Genomic DNA, 19,640 nt, shown 5'->3' on the forward strand with positions numbered 1-19,640 from the left:
GGGCCGGGCTGGGCAGCGGAGCGGGACCGGGGACCGGCTCCGGTACGGGCAGGGGCGCGGGAGTTGGCAGCGGTTTCGGGTCGGGGAGGGGTTCCATGCCCGGCCAACGCCTCGCGGGCGCCGCCCGTTCCGAAGCGGGCGCCCACACCGCTGCTCGATCAGGGGTCTGGCAGTGGTGTCGGCTCGCAGGCGGTGCTGTGAACGTTCGGCGATCGGGGCGTGGAGCGTGCGGTGTCAGGCGGGCAGTGCTGCCAGGGCCCGGGTGAGGTTGGGTTGGATGGTGAAGACGTCCTCGGTGCCGGTCAGGGCCAGTCGCCGGGTGACCGTCGGGGGCAGGGGGCCGACCAGGACGACGGGCCGGGTCCGGGTCGCGGTGAGGAGCAGGCCGAGTAGTTGTTCGTCGGCGAAAGTGAGGGCGCCCAGGTCCACGATCAAGGGGTACACGGATGCGGCGGCATCGGCGAAGGCCGTCTCGAGGACGTCGTCGCGCCCGATGTCGGCGACGCCGCGCAGGGTCAGGACGTAGGCGTCCGGGGTGTGGAATCGGGCGTGGATGACGGTCAGCTCGTTATCGATGGTCCCGCCCGGGTGGTCCATTGGGCCAGCATGCCACTGTCCGGGTCTCACCGGGACCCTCACGGGCGGGGCGGGACGCGCAGGGCGAGCAGGGCGGTATCGTCGCTGGCCCATCCGCCGTGGTGGGCGGCCAGGACGGCAGCGAGTTCCCTGACGGTCGACGCTGCGTCCGCGCCGGCGGTGGCGGCTAGGGCCGCGGCCAGTTCGTCTTCGCCGAAGGCCGGCGGCACGGTGTGGGCCGGGGTGCCGGGACGGGGACGGCCCTCGCAGGCGCCGTCGGTGTAGAGCAGCATCAGGTCGCCGGGCGCCAGGCGGTAGCGCACGTCGGTCAGGTGCACCTCGGGGAGCACTCCCAGCAGCGTGCCGGGCCGGCCGACCTGCTGGACCCGCCCGTCCGTGCGGCGCACCAGCGCGGGAAGATGCCCGCCCAGGGCGATGCGCCCCGACAGGCCGGCCTGGGTGATGCGGAAGGTGGTGTAGACGGCCGTGAGAAACCGCGGCGCGCGCTGCTCCAGCATCGCGGTGTTCAGCCGGTCCAGCAGCGCGGCCGGCGACGATGTCTGGCCGGCGTCGGCCCGCACGGTGTAGCGGGCCATCGACGTGACCTGCGCGGCTGCCACACCCTTGCCGCAGACATCGCCGAGCACCGCACCGTAGGAGGGGCCGCGGGTGTGGAACAGGTCGTAGAAGTCCCCGCCGACCTCCACACCGGCCCCCCCGCCGGCTGATGCCGGAAGGTAGGACGCGGCCGCTTCCAGGCCCGGCACGACACGCAGTACCGGGGGCAGCAGGCCTTGCTGGAGGCTGTGCGCCAGGTCCGCGGAGACCCGGTGCGCCTTGCGGGAGGTGTCCAGGCTCTGCCGCAGGTGGATTTCCGCCGACGCTGAGCGGGCCAGCGTCGCCAGGGTCGTCAGATCCGCCGGTGACCAGGTGCGCGGGTTGTCGTCGATGACACAGAAGCTGCCCAGCACCTGCCCGTCGGGTGACAGCAGCGGATAGCCGGCCCAAGCTCCGATGCTCATCGGTGCGACCGAGGGGTGGTCGCGGGTACGCGGATCGGCGGCCGCGTCGTCCACGACGAACGACTCCCCGTCCAGTCCCACCAGGAAATAGCAGAAGCTCTCGCGGACCACACCCTGCCGGTCCGCGAGATCCACCGTGTCCACGCCGACGCAGGACTTCCAGAACGAGCGGTCGGCATCCACCAGGGTCACGAACGCCCGCCCGCAGCCGGTCACCCGTGCCGCCAGCGTGGCCAGGTCCTCGAAGACCTCCTCCGGCCCGGTGTCCAGCAACCCCGTCGCCGCCACCGCCGCCAGCCGCGCCGGGTCGGACAGTGCAGCCGGAAGCCCGTCCGGCCGCACTTCCCCAGCGAAGCCCACCCCGCTCACCACGCCCGGCACCCCTCATCGCTCTGTTCGAGTGCCAAGCAAACCATGACGGCGCCCCGGACGTCAGCCCTCCCGCCCCCGCCTGCGCTGCCAACGGCTCTGCGACGCCTTCAGCGCAGGAGACGGCGCCGCTGCGCGGTGGCGCAGGGGTCAATGCTCCCCGCCGGACAGGTAGGCCCGCCAGTGGCGCAGTACCCTCACAGTCCGCTCCAGCTGCTGATCACCCGGTCCAGCTCGGCGGCGTCGTGGGCGTCGAACGACTCCGGCATACCGGTCTCCCCTACTGCACTGACCTCCAGGACTGGCAGGGCGCGGCCGTACGGCTGCTCGTAGCTGACCAGGTCGGACTGCATCCTCGGGAACGGCCGGTTCACCGGCGTGTTCCAGACCACCGGCTCCGAGCGTGGTGGGTGATCCCGTCTTCCACGTTGTCGCGCCCGTCGTTGTGCAGGCGCGAGCACCACAGCGGGCACACGATCGGCCCCGGGATCGGATCCGGCAGCCCCAACACGTCATCGCTCACCCGCCCAGCCTCACCCCGAACCAGCCCGCCCGCAGCCCGGGCTCCACGACGCGGCAGCCCGGGTCGGCGGTCATCCGTTGTGCTCCCGCCGGCTGATGAGCGCGGCCAGGCGCAGCGGGGTGGCGCTGGTTGCGCTGCGCCAGACCGGGCCGGCGGGGCCGTGCTCCTGGAGTTCGGGGAGCGTGGTGACGCCGACGGCGAGCTCGCGCCGGCGGATGCCGCGCAGGGTGCGGATGCCGGCGAGGACGTCGGCGGCCCGGTTGTCCAGCACCGCCTTCTTCTTGTCGGCCAGACGATCAGCAGCGGCGGGAACTTGAACGCCGCACCGGCCCTCGGGTAGCGGGTGAACCAGTCCGGCAGCCCGTCCGGCCCGGCCCCGGCCGGGCGCGGGGTGCGCGGACCGGCGGGGCGGTGGGCGTAGTAGCGGTAACGGTAGCGGTCGTAGGCGGCGGCCTTGTTGATCAGCCTGCCGATCGACATGGTCGCGCGGTCCAGTTCGACGAAGGCATGCGGCAGGTTCTGGTAGGGCAGGTGCAGCACGGCGTCCGGCACCAGCAGGCCGCCGGAGCCGAGCGGGTGGGCGACTTCCACCTCCCGGTCGCCGGCTTCGCCCACCGCCGCACCCGCTCCGGTGCCCGGGCGGAGGTCGCGGGAGAACGCGATGGCGGTGTCGGTGACGGCCAGGGCGTGCGCGTAGGCCGGGGAGGCGGCCACGTGCTCGCCGGTCACCGCCGAGGTGCGGTGCTCGGCAAGCCCGGCGCGGCGCGCCTCGCTCAGGCCGTCGGCGGTGAGGAACCAGATGTGCGGCCGCCGGTCGGTGTTCGCGGCGGCCAGGCCGTCCCTGGCCAGGGCGCGCAGGTGCCTGCGGACGGTGCTGGTGTCAGCGGCCGTCGGGGTCAGCCAGGTGTGGAGCTGGCGGGGCGTGGCGACCCGGGTGCAGGCGAGCAGCTGCACGATCCGAAGGCCGTGCTCCACCCCGTATACGGTGGAAGCAGGGACACCAAAGGAGTCAGCATCCCGGGTGAAGCGGGAACCCCCCTTGCGAGCAGGCGCAACGCCTTCCCGGCCCGCGTCGGCCGCGGGCTCGGGAGTGTGCCCCTGAGCGGGCTCGTGAGCGGGCCTGCGGGTGTGCTCCTGACCGGACCGCGTCTGCGGGACCGGGGAGCGGTCGAGGCGGCGCTGCCGCAGGCCGACGGGCCGCTGATGACGGTGGAGCTCCCGGACCACCAGGTCCTGTTCGCCGTGGTGAAGGCCAGGCGCCAGGAGGCCGACACGTCGTGGTGGTTCGACCTGCAGATCCACCTGCCCAGCCAGGGCAGCAAGCACGGCCGGCTCCTGGCGGTCCCGGCCGCGGTCGACTTCCGCGCGCCAGCCGGCGCCTGCCAGCCCATCGAGGGGCAGTCCTACGGACGCGGTGCCCACCGAGCGGTACGCCGTCCCGGCCCGGTGGCGGATCGAGGAACCCGTCTACTTCGGCACCAGTGTCGGCCGGCCCGGATCGTGCACCGCGGCGACTGCCGCGCCGTACGCGACGTCTCACGGCCCGCCACCACCGAACAGGCCCGTGTTGGTGACGGGTTCTGTTGGCCCCACTGCGACATTGGTTTTGGCCCCACTGGGAGTGTGACCAGACCACGGAGGCAGTGGTCAGGGCGTCCAACGACTCGCTTCACTTGCTCCCATGAGCCAGGAGGTCCATGCCGAGTGGTGTGCACCAGTGCCAGACAGCCTTGCCGTCTCGCTGGGAGACGATGAGCCCGGCCTCACGCAGGGTCTTGGCCTGCATGGAGGCAGCCGCTGGGCTGACGTCGAGCTCGCGGGCAAGGTCGGTAGTGGTGTGCTGCTGGACTAGCAGGCGCAGGGCGTGCGCTCGGGTGGTGCCGACGAGAGCCGCAATAGGGTCGTGGGAAGTGAGATCGTCGCGGAGCGGTAGCGGGGTGACGGCCGGGTACAGCAGAAGGAGCCGGCCGTCGGGCTGAAGTGCTGCCAGAAGATGGTCGGCCCAGAACAGGGTCGGCTGAAGGATGATCCCGCGCCCTTGCAGGGTGAAATCGAGGCTGCGGGGAAACCCCGCCTCCAGCGTCATCCCGCGCCACCGGACGGACGGCGCCAGGCCGGTCAGTGCAGCGCGCAGGCCCCGTCGGGCAATGGCATAGGACAGCCAGGCCGTTTCGGCGTGGAAGCCCGCCCGGATACGCGGCCAGGCGTCGGCGATGACGCCCGCGTGAGCGGAGCGGACAGCCTGCTCAAGGATCTGCCAGGCACCCCGGTCCCTGTTGGCGAGCTGCCGAACCCAAGGGGTGAGCGGCCGGTCGATCGAGCACATCCGGCGCAGTTCGTCCCGTGCGTGCTTGCCTGACGTCGACAAGACCATGTCCATGCCCTCGTCGAGGTCATGGCTCGGAGGATCGAGGAACAACGGTCCGGCACCGAGCGGGGAGACCAGTTGCAGCAGCGGCCGTGCTGTCCGTGGCAAGGTGCGTGCCATTCGCTGCCGCCAGGGACTGAACGCCGGGTGACCGTCCTGACGCTGCAACATCTCGAAGGCCAGGCCGAGTTCCACCAGCGGCGCCGGCCGGGCGGCCACCGTCACGTTGAGCAGATCCTCGACCGTGCAGTGGACTCGCAACACGTTGGTCCTCCGAACAATTCAGCCCCAACTGAAAGCATCGCGCTCATCCGTCACATGAGGGAGCCTGTTACACGCCAATCACGGCACCCTCCGGTACCGCGCCGGACGGCACAGTCAGGTAGGGGAGACGGGACATGCAGAACGGAAGGATACGAAGGATGGGGATCAAAAAGAGGTTCGCGGCCCTGGCGGCCACTGGCTTCCTGGGGGCGAGCCTGGTGGCTGTCGGTGCGGCATCGCCCGCGCAGGCAGCGTCGGACCCGCGCTGCGTGGGAAGCGCAGATGCGCTGTTGGGCACCATGTGCGTGCACATTCACAACCTGGCCACCGACCAGTACTACTGGTTCGGCCCGTGGACGGAGTGCCGCAAGGTGTCCATCGAATGGTACGACGTCGTGACGTACGTCAAGAGCAATCAGACCGGCGGCGTGCAGTCGACGTACTACGACCCGCAGGGTGTCTCCCTGGGCTCCAAGCCCGCCTATTACAACGGCAGGCCCCCCGGGTACAAGAGCAACGACGAGTCGAAGACGGCAGCCATCCAGGTCTGCCCCGCGTAGGCAGGCCCACCCTCACGTCGGCAGTCCAGGGCTGCTGACCGTGCTGCCGGATCAGCGGATCATCTCTGCTCGCAGGCAGGGCGAGGTGACAGCGGCAGAGGTCAGCCCGGTCGCAGGACCTCGCGCTCCCCGCAGCTGTACGGCAGGCGGCCGAGGAGGGCCTGGGCGAATTGTGCTGGGGACCCGCTGCCCGCACGCACACGTTGTGAGCGAGCGACCGGATCCCCGGCTGGGCGGATGTCCTGGACACCGCGCTGGAGGCCCTGTGGCCGGCCGGCAACGTGCGGGGCGCCGCAGCGCTGCTCGTCCTGCGCGGAGTGGTCTCGGGCGAACCCGAGAGTGCGCCGCCCGCACTGACAGAGCAGTGCGGGCTGTGACTTCGGCCGCTCAGACGATGGCGGTGATCTCCTCGATGCGCGGGACGAAACCAGGCGGGGGCAGCGGCAGGCCTACGGCGTCATCGACGAACTCCCCGGCGTCGCCCATATAGGCCAGAGCGGCATCAGTGGCGTCGGTGACGGCAGGGTGGCGTACGACGACCTGCATGCTGGGAACCCTGTCGCACCTGTTTCCTGCTGGTCGAGGGCAATCGACGGGACATCAGCGCCCACAGAAGGCTGGATGGCCCGTGGCACCTGCGCAGGTGTCACGGCAACTCTCAACGAGAAGGAGTCAGCATCATGCGAGCCTCGCTCACAACACGTACCCGAATCGCGCTGGCCGTCGGGCTACTGCTCGCCAGTGCCATCGGCGGCGCACAGACCGCGGGTGCAGCATCCCCGACCGCCGACCCGGCCCCGGCCGCAGGCATCACCGGGGTACACCCGATGAACTGGACAAGCGACATCGAGAACGTCCTGTCCGGCTCGGGCTGGTCCTCCCGCCGGTGGGCCGACGAGCAGTACACCGAGGTCATCTTCACCGGCTGCCACTCGGTACTGAACAAGAGCGTCAGCATCGAACTGCACCGTGACATCAGCGCCGCCCCCGACCCGTCCTACGGCACCAAGAAGCTGACCAACTGCTTCACTTCGTCCGGCGCAAGCAGCGCCGGTGAGTGGACCGGCCTGCCCAAGGGCAACTACTACTTCACGATCGCGGATATCGACGGCGTCGGAACCGCGTGGACCGACTCGGTGTCCGTGGACGTCGTCTACCAGGACACCACCGCGGCCGACTGACCCTACTCGTCACCGTCCGGCCTCCAACAATGCGTAAGCTGCCGGAGTCAGGCATGTTCGGTCAGCCGGTCCGGCCGGGCCCGGACCTCACCAGATGGCAGACCATCGGCGGGCAGTACGCCGCCGAATGGCCCCGACCGAACGGGCTGCCGGTGCCGCAGCCGTTCAGCGTGGCTGCTGGTAGCCGGGGCGGGGCGCGGGGCTCGCTCGGCTTGGACTTCGGTGTCGTGCGGGCGCGTTCGCCGATCCGGCGCCGCAGTTCCTCCAGCAGGGCCAGCCGTTCCGGGGAGAGCGCCATCGCACTATCGGGTGAACCCAGCGGTGCGCCCCTTGTGTGAACTGCAGAGACGCCTGCGCGGTCAGCCGCGCCACGGGCCGGAGGATCGCAAGCGGGCCAAGGCGCGGGCATCGTGCCGTGCGGCGGCGCTGCCGATGCGGCCCTGGCGGGGCAGAGTCCGGCGGGACTGCCCGGCAGCGAAGCGGCGCTGGCCTGCCGCCTGGAGTCGCTCCCGCTGCTCGCGCAGCTGCTTCTTCTTCTCCTGGCCGGTCCTCGGCGTCGGTTGCGCCTTCGGCGGCCCGTACGCGGCGGCGCCTCCTGGGCGGCCTGCCGGGTGCGGGCGGCGGCGGCCTCGATCCGGGGGTCTGCGGGCGGTGTGGCCATGTGATTCCTCCGTTGGGTGTGCCTGGTCCCGGCGTCTGGGTGCCGGGCTGCGGGGTGCCGGGCTGCGCGGCGGTGGGAGCCGACTGCGCCCGGGCGGCAAGGGCGGCGCGGTGCCGGGCGCCGCCCTTGAGGAGGGCGGCGGCAGCCTCGATCAGGTGCTGGCTGTCCCCGAACGCGGCAAGGTCGGTCTCCTGCTCCAGGAGGTGGCCGGTCTCCCGGCCCGCAACCGCGGCGCGTGTTTGCACTTGGCCTTGTAATCGGCCACCAGGAGGGGCCCCGCGTCGGCGATCTGCTGGCGGCGGGTGGACTGCCAGCCGATGAGCCGCTGGTCGATGCCCGCGATCTCCATGACGGGTCGCCGGCCGGGTGCCACCTCGCGCGGCTCCCACGCCCACCCCAGCCGCGCGGACACCTCTTCCATGAACACCAGGGTGTGCTTCCCGGAGGACCGACGTGCCGACCTACGAGCCCACGGCCCGCTTCACCGCCGACCTGGACCGCTTCACCCCGCAGCAGCGCTGCCGCTTCCACCGCGTCATCACCCGGGCCTTCGTCCCCGACCTGCGCGCCGGCCACTTCCGCGCGGGCCTGCGCGCCAAAGGCGTACGGCGCGCACCCGGCGTCTACGAACTCACCTGGGCCGGGGACGACCGGGCAACCTGCCAGTACGGACCCGAGTTAGTCCGCGGCGCGCCGCACATCGTCTGGCGCCGCATCGGCACCCAGGACATCCTCACCGACTCCTGACCCGAGGCGGTCTTGCGGGCACCGGACGCCGGTTGGTTGGCTGATCGTTCCGATGAACCAGGAGGGGAACACCGTGGCAGCAGACGACGCAGTGGGCGAGTCCGAGCACATCAAAGCGCTGATCATCAGCACCGCTTCAGCGCTATGGGAGGACAAGGACGCGCTGGGCACGTTCCTCCGTGTGGTCCGGCGCAGCGAGGGATTCGCCGTGCTCGCCGACACGCTGGAGCAGGGCAGCGTCCGGCCCGCCAAGCCGTCGCTCTACGGAGTGCGCAGCACCGAGTTCGACAGCTGAGCAGACCCGCGTTCCCGCGGCCCGTCGGGGTCAGTCGCGGATCTCCTCCGCGAGCCGGTGCATCAAGGACTGCCGTACCGGTCAGGGAGACCGCGTCCGCGCGTACCCAGGTGGCCAGCGCGATGACGCCGTCGGTGTGCTGAGGGCCGCTGGCCTGGTTGAAGCTCTTCTGCAGAAGCCGCTGGTAGCCGTCGGCTTGGGAGTCGAGGTCATCGAGCATGAGTCCGTAGCGGTCGGCCTGATCCTGGTCGTCACGCTTCTTGTCGACGTCCTTGGGCCACACCTTCATGTCGCGCATGGACTGGGTGGCCAGCCGGGCCTCCCGGACTGCATCGGGGTACTCCCCTGCGGTGATCTGCCGCTTGGCGTTGAGCAGATGCGTCGCCGCCGTCGCCAATGGCCCGCTGTCCATCGGCAGGGGAACCGTGACAGTGAAGAACGCGTCCCGGTGCACGTTCTCGATCTGCTGCTCCCAGTCGCTGGCCGGCACCTGGAAGTGGGCCTGCCCATCCATGAACGGGTGCTTCTTGCTCTGCGGAAGCGAGCTGCGGAAGTCCGCTATCAGCAGGAGTCTGCCGCCGTTGCGTTCGCGCTCGAGGGCGAAACCTGGTCGGTCGTCAGTGGCAGCGACAGGTCGGCAGAGCGGCCCATCCCCAGCTGCAGGCCGACCCCGGTGGGCGTGAACGAACCCAGCAGTGTCGCCCGCTGATGAGGTGCGGGCGTCGTCGGGCGCGTTGCCAGTGGGCTGGCTTCGGAGTGGGGGAAGACGGAGCCGAGTGGAACGGCTTCGGTGGCTTCTGTCGGTCAGCCGATGTCGCTGGCCTCGCCCCGCTTGGGGATCGCCTCTCGACACGGAGGTCGTTCCGCTCCCCGCAGCCGTCGTGGTCGGCGCCGTCGGCCGCGAGGTTCGCAAGAACGTGGGCGAGCGCCGGATCTCTGCGGAACTCGGCACGCAGGGTGCAACGAAGTCTCTGCGGGTCGGTTGGGAACCGCGCCGGGATCGTTCAGGCGGACGGCACCACCAGGCGCAGTCCCCGGACCAGAGCGGAGTCGACGGCTTGGCCGAACCGCCCTTGACAGAGGGCGGCGCTGTAGCTGCGATGGCCCGGCAGAGGGGCGAGTCGTTCGCGGATGAAGGACGAGCGCAGGTCCTTGTCCATCGGCGTGACCAGGCCCTGGGCGATGCGTTCATAGTTGCCGGACCAGCAGTCAAAGACGAAGGTGTCGTACGCGCTGAGCTTCATAACCACACAGCCCCAGTCGAGCAGCCCGGGAACCGTCCGCCGCAGGAGTTCTGGGTACTCGGTGAAGTGGGCGCGTGGGTGCAGGTGGTGGATCAGGTGGTAGTTGTCGTAGAAGGCCCAGTCAGTGCCGAACGAGGGCACCTCTGTGGCGGGCGCCGAACCCTCGGCGTGTGGGGCGTCGCTGTCCAGGGCCGCGACCAGGTGCTCCTGCGGCAGCCACAGGATGGTGCCGGCCTTGGGGTGACGGGGATTCCTCGGATCGCTGAGGCCGTGCCAGACGTACTGCGCCTTCGCCGTGTTGACCGCTCGGTACAGTGCCGCCCCGATCAGCCAGTAGCCGAGGAACCGATCCATCACGACCAGATACACGGTGACGGCCCAGAACGCGGTCATGCCGAGGACGAGCAACGCTTGCCGGGAGCCTCGGCAGCGCCGGTGGAACGCGACTTTTCCCGATGTCAGCATGATGAAGCAGGTCTTCAGACCGAAGACGCAGAACTCCAGGACTCTGGAGCGGTCGTAGGGGAGAGGCGAGTGGATGTCATCGGGTCCCGCGTTCTCCGGGTGGTGGATCACGAGGTGCTCGGTTGCGTAGAACCGTGGAAGCGAGCCGATCATCGGACCCATGACCCAGTCCGAAAGCGTGCGCCAGAAAGACGTCAGCAGGGGGCGACCGTCGAGGTCGAGCACCTGACAATGCATGTCCCAGTGGAAGTACGCCTCGAAATCGATCCAGGCCGGAGCTAGGTACTTGATCAGGAACAGGAAGAGCGTAAGGCAGCTCAACAGGCCGGTGCCCGGACCGACGGTCGATGCAGTGATAACGAGCGGCACGCAGTAGACGAGCTGCACCCGGGCCAGGTGCTGTAGTCGGCGATCGGCGAATCGCCGAGGCGGGGCGCCGAGCGGCGCGTAGCCCGCGGCCAAGGACCACGGTTCGAAGGCTGCGATATAAGCCTCGCGGTGCAGGCAGACGGAGTAGACCTCCGCGAGAGCGAGCACCGTCAGGGCCAGGGCCGCCCACATCAGCACCCGCAGTAGCCCCCCACCGTGCGACGAGTCCGCAAGGCCGAGAACGTACGGCGGCACGAGGGCGTAAAGCGGCAGGACGGGCGCGAGGTACGTGGCATAGCGCCACGGGAGGATCCTTCTGATGGCAGGGGCATGCCGACCGTAGGAGAAGCGGTCGTACCGGCCGATCAGTTCGATGAGGATCAGGAGAGGAAACGTGACAACCACTCCGGCGCAGACCACGGCGAGCCCTGCGGCCTTCTTCACGTCACGTCCCCTTCCCGGTCTGTCCCGGCCCTGCACGGACCTGGCTTCGCGTCTCCCCTGCTCCGCTGGATCGCCGCGCCCGGCTGCCAGTCCGTTCCTTCCTCTCGGACCGCCACCACCTGCCCGGCGAGGACGTGGGACCCCGGGCCGGCGAACCAGCGCGCCTCGGTCGGGTCCCACCAGCGCGCGCCGATGCGGAGCACCTCGTGGTGCACCACGTCGTCGCCGATCCAGGTGTCGTCCGCGTCGGACTCCGACCACGTCGACCGCCAGTGCGCTGCGGTGTGGACAGTCGGCCGGAGCGCCGCGCGCCCCCGTGCGTACGACACCCCGGCCAGCGTGAGCAGCTCGCCCGCCAGGTCCGCGTGGACGCCGCAGTCGCCGACCAGCTCATCCGACTCCGCGAGCCGGCACCAGTGGGTCGGCCACCGGGTGGGTCCCCAGGCAACGACCAGCGGTATCGCGGCCAGCCGGGAGCCCGTGTCGAACCACCGGTCGAACCGCCGCAGGACGAAGCTCCGTCCTTCGCTGCAGCAGGCGCCGCTGTGATAGGAGATCCGCGACAGCCCGATCGAGTCGATGCGCCGGCGGTCCCCGCTGCTGAAGGCGAGTCCCGACGGACGCCGCCGGTCGGCGCTCATGACAGCGATCCCATGGCGCGGCCGCGCCCGAAGGGATAGGCCATCGACAGGTCGTAGGCACCGCACATGCCGAACGCCAGGAAGTCCCCCTCCGCCAGAGAACTCACATCCACCTCCTCGGCGAGGATGTCGTTCTCCATGCATGACCGCCCGAGGACCCGCCCTGTCCCACGGGCCACCGGCCGCCACTTCCCGTCGGCGAAACGGGCGACAGGGTGCGCCCGGTAACGGGCCTCCGGTATGTCACCGAGGGCGGCGTCCACGATGACCTCCCGCCCGGAGCCGCGGCCCTTGACCAGCAGGATCCGGGTGATGACGGCGGCCGCCGGCTGCGTGAGGATCTTGCCCGGCTCCAGCACGAGCTCGGTCTCCGGAGCCCGTAGGCGGTCTGGGACGGCCGCGAGCACGTGGTCGACCGACGAGCGCAGTACGGGCAGGTCGTCGACGTGCCACCCGCCCCCTAAGTCGATGATGGCCGGTGGATCGCCCAGCCGGTCGGCAAGCGGGCCGGCCGAGGCGAGAGCGGCAGCTGCCTCGTGCTGCCACCGATGGGGACCCAGTACGCTCTCCGCCTGATGGAAGTGCAGGCCCCACCGCGCGCCGAGGCGTCTGCGCAGTTCGCCGACCAGCGCGGCTGTCTCCGCCACGCCGGCGCTGTTGTCGAAGGAGAGCCCGAAGCGGCTTGGCACTCCCGGGGCCGCCACGCGTACGCCGACGACGTCCGCGGTGAGCCGGAATCCAGCGTCCAGGGCCCGGAGCAGTTGGGCGAGCTCCTCGACCGAGTCGGCGAAGAAGGCGCCACAGCGCACCTCGGCCCGGGCGGGCCACCATTTCGCCGGTCCGTTCAGGAGGGCACGGCCGGGATCGAAGCCGTGGCCGACCGCGACCTCCAGTTCGTCCAAGGTGATCGCCTCGGCGACCAAGCCGAGGCCGGCGGCGCGAGACAGCAGCTCCGGATGCGGGCACGTCTTGATGCTGTGCGCGAGCACGGTGTGCGGGAGATCGGCGAACCGCGCGCGCAGCGCCGCCACCCGCTCGTCGAAGAGTGGTGTCACAATCTGCCGTGACGGTGTCGCCCGCTCCTCGGACGGCGCCTCCAACACGGTTTCGTAGCGTGTGAGGGAGGCGGCGCTCTCGTGGGGCCATGGCCGTTGTGGGCGGTGTGAGGGCGGGGCCGACGTCGGCCCGCGCAGGACCGTCGGTTCGGAGAGCAGGTCCCTGCGGCCGAGTCCGCGCATGCCCGACGGGTGCTTGGTGGCGGGGTTGATCCCATCGCTGGGGCCCCAGGGATAGGAGGATATCCCCAGCTCAGGAGACACGGCGATCTCCTCGACTACGCGAGTGAAGCCCGGTGTGAGATGGCGGCCGCCGGGTCTGCCCTGCTCGGCAACCAGAGCGGCCGGGAGGTTCGCGCCACAGGTGCTGGCGCCGTGGATCCACGCGGGGAAGCGCGGATTGACCTCCATGAGTACCATGTCGCCCTCCCAGGTGCGGATGGTCTCGATCTCCCCGCCGCCGTTCCATCCGACATCGGCCGAGTAGACGCGCAGCTTCTCCCATAACTGCTCCGGCAGTTCGGCTACCTCACCGGACCACGTCTTCCCCTCCGGTGTGAGAATCGCCTTCGTCATCAAGACGGCGTCGAGGAGCACGCCGCTGCGTGCCACGAAGGCGATGCCGCATTCCTGGCCGGGCTCGTGTGCTTCGAGATGCCAGTCCCCACCCCACTCGCGCTCGACGAAGCGCCCGGCTGCGAGTGCTTCCTCGACACCCCGGACCCGGAACGCCTCGTAGTGCTGCCCCTTGACCCAGGCGCCGTGCGGGGTGTGGCGGATGAACCGCTCGACCGCGTCCCAGTCGCTGTCCGCGGAGGACTGCGGCAGTCGCAGCCCCAACGCCCCCGCCACCGACTCCGGTGGCTTCGTCACCGTGTCGAGTACGCGCTTGCTCGGTGCGAGTATGCGCTCATGCACACCGAAATGCTGGGCGAGTAGGCGCACTTCGAGGTCGAGTGTCGGAATGAAGAACGTGTCGGGCGCCGCGATCAGGCGCGCGACTTGCTCCGCCCACGTCTCCAGATGGATCTCATCCCACCCGGGAAGCAGCACGACCTCGTCGAGCGACGATGTGTGCAGCCCCGAACTGGCGGTGGAGTAGTCCAGACCGACCACTCGCACGTTTGCATCGGCCAGCTTCAAAGATCGCGCGATCCCCAGCCCCGGAGACGGGTTGGGTCCGCTGTGCATCCCACTGACGACCACCGTGATCTGCATGACCCGTTGCCCCCCAAGTGCTCTTGTACCATCCAGCACGCCCGTACGGCTCCCGTGGCTCCCCCGGCCACTTTCCTCCATCTCATGGCTCTTGTCCCAGGTTCCCGCGTGGATCCATGAGCTTGTTCCGCTTTGACGGACACCGTTGGTGTGGTGGTCAGGCGGGTCTGTCCAGCCGACGGCTCTGTTCCGTAGTCGGTGGTGGCGGTGGGTGTGGTCAGCCGAGGAGGATGCGGTGGCGGAGGAGGGGGAAGCTTGCGCGGCCGTGCATCTGGCGCTTGATCAGCTTGGTTTTGTTGTTGACTCCTTCGGTGTCGTCGTTGTGATATCGCAGGGTGAAGGCGGCGTCAACTGCGGCACGGTCCTTCTCGAGGCCGCGGGTGAAAGCATGCAGATGTCGCAGGTCCTCGGCCTGGGCTGAGGTGAGCCACGTGCTCAGCAGGGCGGCATTTCCGTCGGCGGGATCCAGTAGCGCGGCGAAGCGGTGGATGAGGTCGGCCAGAGCGGTCATCTCGTGGCAGGCGGCGAGGGCGGCCTCGATTCGTTCCCGCTGGTGATCCTTGAGGCAGTCGGGGCAGGTGAGCAGGGCGCGGGCCAGGCGCCGGGGCGAAAGCGCGGGCCGGTCGGCCTCGACACAGCCCTGGTTGATGTAGCGGACCAGCAGGTTCGGGCTGCCGGTGCAACCCAGATCCCTGATCTCCTGGAGGAGATGGGTGACGGGGACAGCCGGGTCCTCCAGCCGGCGCTTGCGCAAGTGATCGCGGTAGGGATCCACGAGGGTGGGCCGGTACTTGGGGGCGCGGATGAGGCGCTCGGGCTCGGCGACACGGTCATAGCGCCTGACGGTGTTCAAGGCGAGGTTCAGCCGTCGCGCGCACTCCAGAAGTCCGACTCCGCGCTCGCGCAGGGCGCGGACCTGCTGCCAGCGCGCGCGGGTGGTGGCGGCCTGTCTCTCCGCAGCCGGGGGCGGGCCCACTTTCGCCCAGCAAGTGCTGTGCGCGGCGACCTCTTTGCGGACGGCCTCGGCGAGGTTGTGCCGCAGATGCCGACGGTCGCTGATTCGGACCGCGTCGGGCAGGGCTCGGCGGACCGCCTCGGCGTAGGTGGCCGATCCGTCCCGGCACACGGCCTCGATGCCCGGATGCGCGCGCAGCCAGGCTTCCAGAGTGGCGGCCCCGCGGCCGGGCAGTACCTCGATCCGCTGGCCGGTCTCGGCGTTGATGATGATCGTGGCGTAGCTGTGTCGGCGCCGCAGAGCGAAGTCGTCGACCCCGATCACCTGCGGGATCCGGACCGTAGGCACGGGCACCTGCCGTAGCAACCGCAGGGCGGAGGCGTACGACACGGGCATGGCCAGCGACCGGGTGAGACGGGCGGACGCCCGGCCGCATAACTCCTTGACCAGCTCAGAGAGCTGGCTGGTCAGACGTGTGATGCGGCGCTGATGGTGCTCCAGGAGCCCGGGGACCTGCTCTCGGAAAGTCTGCCGACTGCAGCTGCGGACCGGGCAGACCAGCCGTCGTATCCTCACTCGGACCACGACCTGCCGACCGTCGAGAGGAACGTCCCGCAGCGTCCGGCCGTGATACCCGTGGACCCTCTGCGTCACCACCCCGCACACCGGACAGGGAACAGGAACATCCCGGGTCCGAGCCGAAACCCGGACCATCTCGCCACCGTCCGCCACTTCCTCGATGACCGACGCCGACAACCCCGAAAACACCGTTCCTGCAGGCGTGTTCGCATCATGGACACTCGATGGTCACAGGCGGGCACTCACCATCACCACCGACTACGGAACAGACCCGTCGGCTAGACAGACCCCACCAAAGCAGCCCAATCCCCTGAAGACCACTCCTCCGTCACACTGGCCCGAGCCCGCGATCACCACAGTCACCGGGACCGGCAATTGCACCGGCAACTGCGGCAAGACCGAGACCCGGGCGTGGGACCGGGTCCATCCCCGGCTCGCCCATCGTTCCTCCCGGCTCGACCACGACGGTGGGTTGCTCCCGGTCGAAGGGACGTCGATCCGGCTGGAGGTTGAGCACCTGTCGAAGGACCGGGACTCCCCGCCGTGTGGTCACGGTCCTCCAAGACCGGTGCTGCCCCGGACGACGTGAACCGTTTCCGGCAGGCATTTCTCCGCCGCTTCGATTGTGAGCACACCGTCCGCTTCGCGAAGCAGACTCTCGGCTGGACCACACCGAAACCCCGTACCCCCGGCGCACCGGACCGCTGGATCTGGACAGCTCCGGCTCGCCCGGCCCCTCGCCGAAGACCCAGGCCGGCCCTCGGAGAAACCCACCGCCTCGGACCGGCCCCCCGGCCCGGGTGCGCCGCAGGTTCGGGAACATCCGCGCCCGCATCGCCTGCCCGACCCGTGTTCCCCAACCCCGGACGCCCGCCCGGAGCCGAGGACAAACACCGGGCGCTCCGCTACGACGTCGGCAAACCGTCGAACGCCCCTGAGACCCCGGGGCCATCGGCAAGCCTGGAAGATTTTGGCAGATAAAGAACCAGCTGAGCTGGAGGCGCCGTTGAGGAGGATGGTGCAACCAGCTATCTTATCGGCATGGTCACACGGTGCCGTTCCGGCTCTGCGTTGAGGGGACCTCCAGTAGACCTCGGCGCCCGGCAACACGGCAGTCCTGGACGCTCACCATAGGCTCGCAGACTGTGAACCTATGGGGTGAAGTTGACAGTGAACTTGCCGCTGGTCCGAAGACACGTCAATCGGGTGTCCGGGCTGTGAAATGTTTGCAGAAGCGCTGGTTGGGCGGTTCCTGTGTTCCGAAGGTGGTGCAGGTCCAGACGAATCGTCGGCTCAATTCCCCTGCCGTGGCGAGATAAAGCTCCTTGGGATCGACGGCGCGGGCGGGTGGGTCGAGGATGAGGTTCGCCAGCACCGCGATCCCGGAGAAAGCAGCGAGGTCGTGGCAGCCCTCGGCGATCCTCATGCCAGCAGGGTGTCCCGCGATGCGGTGGGGCGGTCGGTCTATTCGCCGGCGGGATCGATAGGGGTGCCGGAGAAAGACCACCCCCTTGATGAGGGTGCGTTTGATCGTGAGAGATCTGCGTGCCGATAATCATGCTTCCAGGGCGAGTCGGTCCTATTATCGGACCACATGGGTACGTTGGTAGTGGCGGTGGGTGCAAAATCGCCAGTAGTTCTCAAAGTCGCCGTTGTTGATGATGGCGCGCAGGAGGAGGATGGCCTCGGCGTCGTCCCGTCTCCGCCTCACCCTTCCGTTCGGACGACGTCTGTCGTGGCTCGACGCCACGGCCCGTGAGAAAACACGCCGGCAGGTCGCCGGACATCATGGCCGGCCCGGTTGGGCAATGACGCCTGCGGCAATGAAAGTGGCGATTGCGGAGAACCCTGGATCAAAAGTTTCGGGTAAGTAAAAAGACGACGAGAAAGTACTCACGCGCACGGTTCCGAAGTTTCAGCGAAAGGTAAATGGGCGTCATGCGTGATGGCCGGTGCCAGTTGCACACCCAGCTGCCCCACACACCGTCTGAAGGTCCTACCGTCAACGCGGCCGACGGCCACCCAGACAATCCGCTCGCACGCTCCCAGTCCGCCTGGCTCGCCGGTGAGGTCCGCCGGGCCATCGAGCTGGCCGCCACACCCGGCGGCGACGGGGACGACCCAAGGCTCGCCAAGATCTGGCACGCCCGGCTCCTGACCCGCGTCCGCGAACTTCCGGAAGCCACGCGGATCCTCGACGAGTTGACCACCTCGTACGATGTCGCCGACGACGCGGGGGTTTCAGCCGCGTTGACCACCTGCCGCGCCGAGTTCGCGCTCGCGTCGGGTGACGCCGGCAGTGCGTTCGCCGAGGCGAACACCGGCCTCGGGCTGGCCGAAGGGGCCGGCGCCTACGCCTTGCTGCCGGACCTGCATGTCGTCCTGGCGCTGAGCGCAGTCCGGCAGTCCGACACGTCGACCGGCCTGCGATTCGCGCGCAACCTGGGCGATGACGCCCTGCTCGGCCGTACCGCGCACGCGCCCGGGCAGTGCGTGTGGGCCGCCGCCCAAGCGTTCGAGGCCGACGGCGGTCCGGCCGGCGTCAGTCACCTTGTCGAGCGCCTGATCGCCGACGACCAGCTGACGCAGGAGCTCTTCGCGTCCCAGCCCGCCGCCGCGGCGTGGCACGTCCGCCTCGCGCGAAGCATGGGGGACGAGCGACTCGCCTTCAAATGTGTAGTGCAAGCCGATTCTCTCACCGTGAAGTCGTGGGGTTTTCGTTCGCCCCATGCGGCGGCGCTGCACGCCGAAGGGCTGTTCGAAAGGAATCCGGACAAACTGCGTGCCGCGTGCGAGCTGTATTCGGACGACTGGGCGTCGGCGTCGGCCGCCGAAGACCTGGCCCGGACGTGGTCCTCGCTGCGCCTGGGCCAGGATCGTGCCGTCGAACAGTTGAAACGCGCGGCCGCCGACTACGAGCGGGCCGGTGCGGCCCGCGACCTCGCCCGGGTCGCGAGCAAGCTTCGTGAGCTCGGCGTGCGATCGGGCCGTGTGCGGCGGCCGATGCGCCACGACGGACACCGCACCGGCTCCCTCACGGACACCGAGTTCGCGGTGGCCAACCTGGTGAGCCGGGGCCTGACGAATGTGCAGGTCGGCCGTCAGCTCTACATCTCCGCGCACACCGTGGCGTTCCATCTGAAGAAGATCTTCCGCAAGATGGAGGTCTCTTCGCGGGTGGAACTGGCCTGTACGTGGGTGAACCTCACCTCGGATCAGCGAACTGCCGGCTGACGGCCGAGGTCCGGAGCCGCGATCGCGGGTCCGGCCCAGGCCGCGCCAGTGATCACGGTCCGGGTCAGCCGAGCAACAGCGCGTCCGCTCCGGCCGCCGGGTCGGGGTCGATGCGCAGGGTCGTCATCATCCGGGCAATCATCAGGTAGTGGCCCGCGACGAGCGTGAGTTCCACGACTTCCCGGTCGTCCAGAAACGCGCTGACCGACGCGTAGGTCGCGTCGTCGACCTCGTCGTGCACGACGCCCGTCACGAAGTCGACCACGGCGCGCGACAACGGCTCCAGCGCGTCGAGGTCACCCCGGTCCAGCGCGTCGATCTGGTACTGAGTCGCGCCCACCGCCAGCGCGACGGGCACGTGCTGGTCCCACTCGTACCGGGCGGTGAGCTGCCCGACCCGCAGAATCGCCAGCTCGCGCAGCACCGGGTCCAGGGCGAGGTGGTTGAGCAGCGCTCCGCTGAAGCGCAGCCACGGCCGGAACAAGGTCTCGGCATGGGCCATCAATCCGAAAACGTGGAGTGACGGCAGCTTTGACAGCGGTTCGGCGATGGTTTCGGAAGCGGTGACGGAAGTGAGATAAGGAACGCGTGCCATATCTGAAATGGTAAAGGCAATTCGGCCGCAGGTAAAGAAAACCGGTTCCCCGATTCTGCCCGACCGCACTCGACGAAGGGTTCGGCCGCCTTCCGTGGGCGTCCGGGTTGCCGGTGACCCCGAGGAGTGGGGGTGTGCGTTCGGTTCGTCGCGGATCGCCCGGGACGGAGGTCGGGCCGGGGGGGGGGGGGGGGGGGGGGGGGGGGGGGGGGGGGGGGGGGGCGGGCCCCGCGCCCGCCCCCCCGCGGTTGTTTATTCGCCCCACACCCCGCATA

Annotated in this window: 20 protein-coding genes and 1 pseudogene; 7 read left to right on the forward strand and 14 right to left on the reverse strand. The window is 69.6% G+C overall.

The features are described from left to right. Window positions 1-234: 234 nt before the first annotated feature. From V7E46_RS23070 to V7E46_RS23090, 5 genes are all read right to left on the reverse strand, one after another. Complete coding sequence (locus tag V7E46_RS23070; protein ID WP_333770204.1) at window positions 235-597, reverse strand: STAS domain-containing protein; 363 nt, start codon at window positions 595-597, stop codon at window positions 235-237. A gap of 38 nt (window positions 598-635) precedes the next feature. Then, window positions 636-1,967, reverse strand: a complete 1,332-nt coding sequence (locus tag V7E46_RS23075; RefSeq protein WP_333770222.1) for a PP2C family protein-serine/threonine phosphatase — start codon at window positions 1,965-1,967, stop codon at window positions 636-638. Between the two features lie 197 nt (window positions 1,968-2,164). After that, window positions 2,165-2,341, reverse strand: coding sequence for a hypothetical protein (locus V7E46_RS23080; RefSeq protein WP_333770205.1), 177 nt, complete (start codon window positions 2,339-2,341; stop codon window positions 2,165-2,167). Then, window positions 2,338-3,465, reverse strand: a complete 1,128-nt coding sequence (locus V7E46_RS23085; protein WP_333770206.1) for a replication-relaxation family protein — start codon at window positions 3,463-3,465, stop codon at window positions 2,338-2,340. The genes V7E46_RS23080 and V7E46_RS23085 overlap by 4 nt, the downstream gene beginning before the upstream one ends. A 694-nt stretch (window positions 3,466-4,159) precedes the next feature. Then, window positions 4,160-5,122 carry an ArsR/SmtB family transcription factor gene (locus V7E46_RS23090; protein WP_333770207.1) on the reverse strand — a complete coding sequence of 321 codons (963 nt, stop codon included), beginning with the start codon at window positions 5,120-5,122 and terminating at the stop codon, window positions 4,160-4,162. A 269-nt stretch (window positions 5,123-5,391) separates the two neighbouring features. Between V7E46_RS23090 and V7E46_RS23095 the strand changes: the two genes are divergently transcribed. Further along, on the forward strand, window positions 5,392-5,682 hold the full coding sequence (locus V7E46_RS23095; protein ID WP_333770208.1) for a hypothetical protein: 291 nt from the start codon (window positions 5,392-5,394) through the stop codon (window positions 5,680-5,682). Between the two features lie 387 nt (window positions 5,683-6,069). Here V7E46_RS23095 and V7E46_RS23100 read toward each other — a convergent pair whose 3' ends face one another. Beyond that, window positions 6,070-6,228, reverse strand: a complete 159-nt coding sequence (locus V7E46_RS23100) for a hypothetical protein (RefSeq protein WP_333770209.1) — start codon at window positions 6,226-6,228, stop codon at window positions 6,070-6,072. 134 nt (window positions 6,229-6,362) lie between these two features. Between V7E46_RS23100 and V7E46_RS23105 the strand changes: the two genes are divergently transcribed. Next, a complete protein-coding gene (locus V7E46_RS23105; protein ID WP_333770210.1) occupies window positions 6,363-6,863 on the forward strand; it encodes a hypothetical protein in 501 nt (166 codons plus the stop codon). A gap of 61 nt (window positions 6,864-6,924) precedes the next feature. Here V7E46_RS23105 and V7E46_RS23110 read toward each other — a convergent pair whose 3' ends face one another. Next, on the reverse strand, window positions 6,925-7,161 hold the full coding sequence (locus tag V7E46_RS23110; protein WP_333770211.1) for a hypothetical protein: 237 nt from the start codon (window positions 7,159-7,161) through the stop codon (window positions 6,925-6,927). Window positions 7,162-7,741: 580 nt separating this feature from the next. Next, a pseudogene (locus V7E46_RS23115) lies at window positions 7,742-7,960 on the reverse strand (relaxase domain-containing protein); the annotation flags it as partial. A gap of 17 nt (window positions 7,961-7,977) precedes the next feature. Here V7E46_RS23115 and V7E46_RS23120 point away from each other — a divergent pair. From V7E46_RS23120 to V7E46_RS23130, 3 genes are all read left to right on the forward strand, one after another. Further along, window positions 7,978-8,271, forward strand: coding sequence for a hypothetical protein (locus V7E46_RS23120; RefSeq protein ID WP_333770212.1), 294 nt, complete (start codon window positions 7,978-7,980; stop codon window positions 8,269-8,271). A gap of 73 nt (window positions 8,272-8,344) precedes the next feature. Further along, entirely contained in the window at window positions 8,345-8,566 is a 222-nt protein-coding gene (locus V7E46_RS23125; RefSeq protein ID WP_333770213.1) for a hypothetical protein, read from the forward strand. Window positions 8,567-8,702: 136 nt separating this feature from the next. Continuing rightward, window positions 8,703-9,275, forward strand: a complete 573-nt coding sequence (locus V7E46_RS23130; protein ID WP_333770214.1) for a hypothetical protein — start codon at window positions 8,703-8,705, stop codon at window positions 9,273-9,275. Between the two features lie 295 nt (window positions 9,276-9,570). Here V7E46_RS23130 and V7E46_RS23135 read toward each other — a convergent pair whose 3' ends face one another. From V7E46_RS23135 to V7E46_RS23150, 4 genes are all read right to left on the reverse strand, one after another. Then, window positions 9,571-11,088 carry a fatty acid desaturase gene (locus tag V7E46_RS23135; RefSeq protein WP_333770215.1) on the reverse strand — a complete coding sequence of 506 codons (1,518 nt, stop codon included), beginning with the start codon at window positions 11,086-11,088 and terminating at the stop codon, window positions 9,571-9,573. Continuing rightward, window positions 11,085-11,729 carry a hypothetical protein gene (locus V7E46_RS23140; RefSeq protein WP_333770216.1) on the reverse strand — a complete coding sequence of 215 codons (645 nt, stop codon included), beginning with the start codon at window positions 11,727-11,729 and terminating at the stop codon, window positions 11,085-11,087. Before V7E46_RS23140 ends, V7E46_RS23135 begins: the two co-directional genes overlap by 4 nt. Beyond that, window positions 11,726-14,002, reverse strand: a complete 2,277-nt coding sequence (locus V7E46_RS23145) for a hypothetical protein (protein WP_333770217.1) — start codon at window positions 14,000-14,002, stop codon at window positions 11,726-11,728. Before V7E46_RS23145 ends, V7E46_RS23140 begins: the two co-directional genes overlap by 4 nt. 217 nt (window positions 14,003-14,219) lie before the next feature. Beyond that, complete coding sequence (locus V7E46_RS23150) at window positions 14,220-15,725, reverse strand: ISL3 family transposase (RefSeq protein WP_333770218.1); 1,506 nt, start codon at window positions 15,723-15,725, stop codon at window positions 14,220-14,222. Between V7E46_RS23150 and V7E46_RS33970 the strand changes: the two genes are divergently transcribed. Beyond that, on the forward strand, window positions 15,697-16,125 hold the full coding sequence (locus V7E46_RS33970) for a hypothetical protein (protein WP_443054317.1): 429 nt from the start codon (window positions 15,697-15,699) through the stop codon (window positions 16,123-16,125). The genes V7E46_RS23150 and V7E46_RS33970 overlap by 29 nt on opposite strands. Before the next feature lie 609 nt (window positions 16,126-16,734). On the opposite strand, the gene V7E46_RS23160 is transcribed toward V7E46_RS33970, so the two are convergent. Further along, window positions 16,735-16,962 carry a hypothetical protein gene (locus V7E46_RS23160; RefSeq protein ID WP_333770219.1) on the reverse strand — a complete coding sequence of 76 codons (228 nt, stop codon included), beginning with the start codon at window positions 16,960-16,962 and terminating at the stop codon, window positions 16,735-16,737. 512 nt (window positions 16,963-17,474) lie between these two features. Here V7E46_RS23160 and V7E46_RS23165 point away from each other — a divergent pair. Continuing rightward, window positions 17,475-18,770: a LuxR C-terminal-related transcriptional regulator gene (locus tag V7E46_RS23165; RefSeq protein WP_333770220.1), complete on the forward strand. Its 1,296-nt coding sequence runs from the start codon at window positions 17,475-17,477 to the stop codon at window positions 18,768-18,770. Between the two features lie 64 nt (window positions 18,771-18,834). On the opposite strand, the gene V7E46_RS23170 is transcribed toward V7E46_RS23165, so the two are convergent. Continuing rightward, window positions 18,835-19,365: a carboxymuconolactone decarboxylase family protein gene (locus tag V7E46_RS23170; protein ID WP_333770221.1), complete on the reverse strand. Its 531-nt coding sequence runs from the start codon at window positions 19,363-19,365 to the stop codon at window positions 18,835-18,837. Window positions 19,366-19,640 lie beyond the last annotated feature (275 nt).

This window comes from Streptomyces sp. IBSBF 2435, from assembly GCF_036815005.1.
Lineage (GTDB): Bacteria > Actinomycetota > Actinomycetes > Streptomycetales > Streptomycetaceae > Actinacidiphila.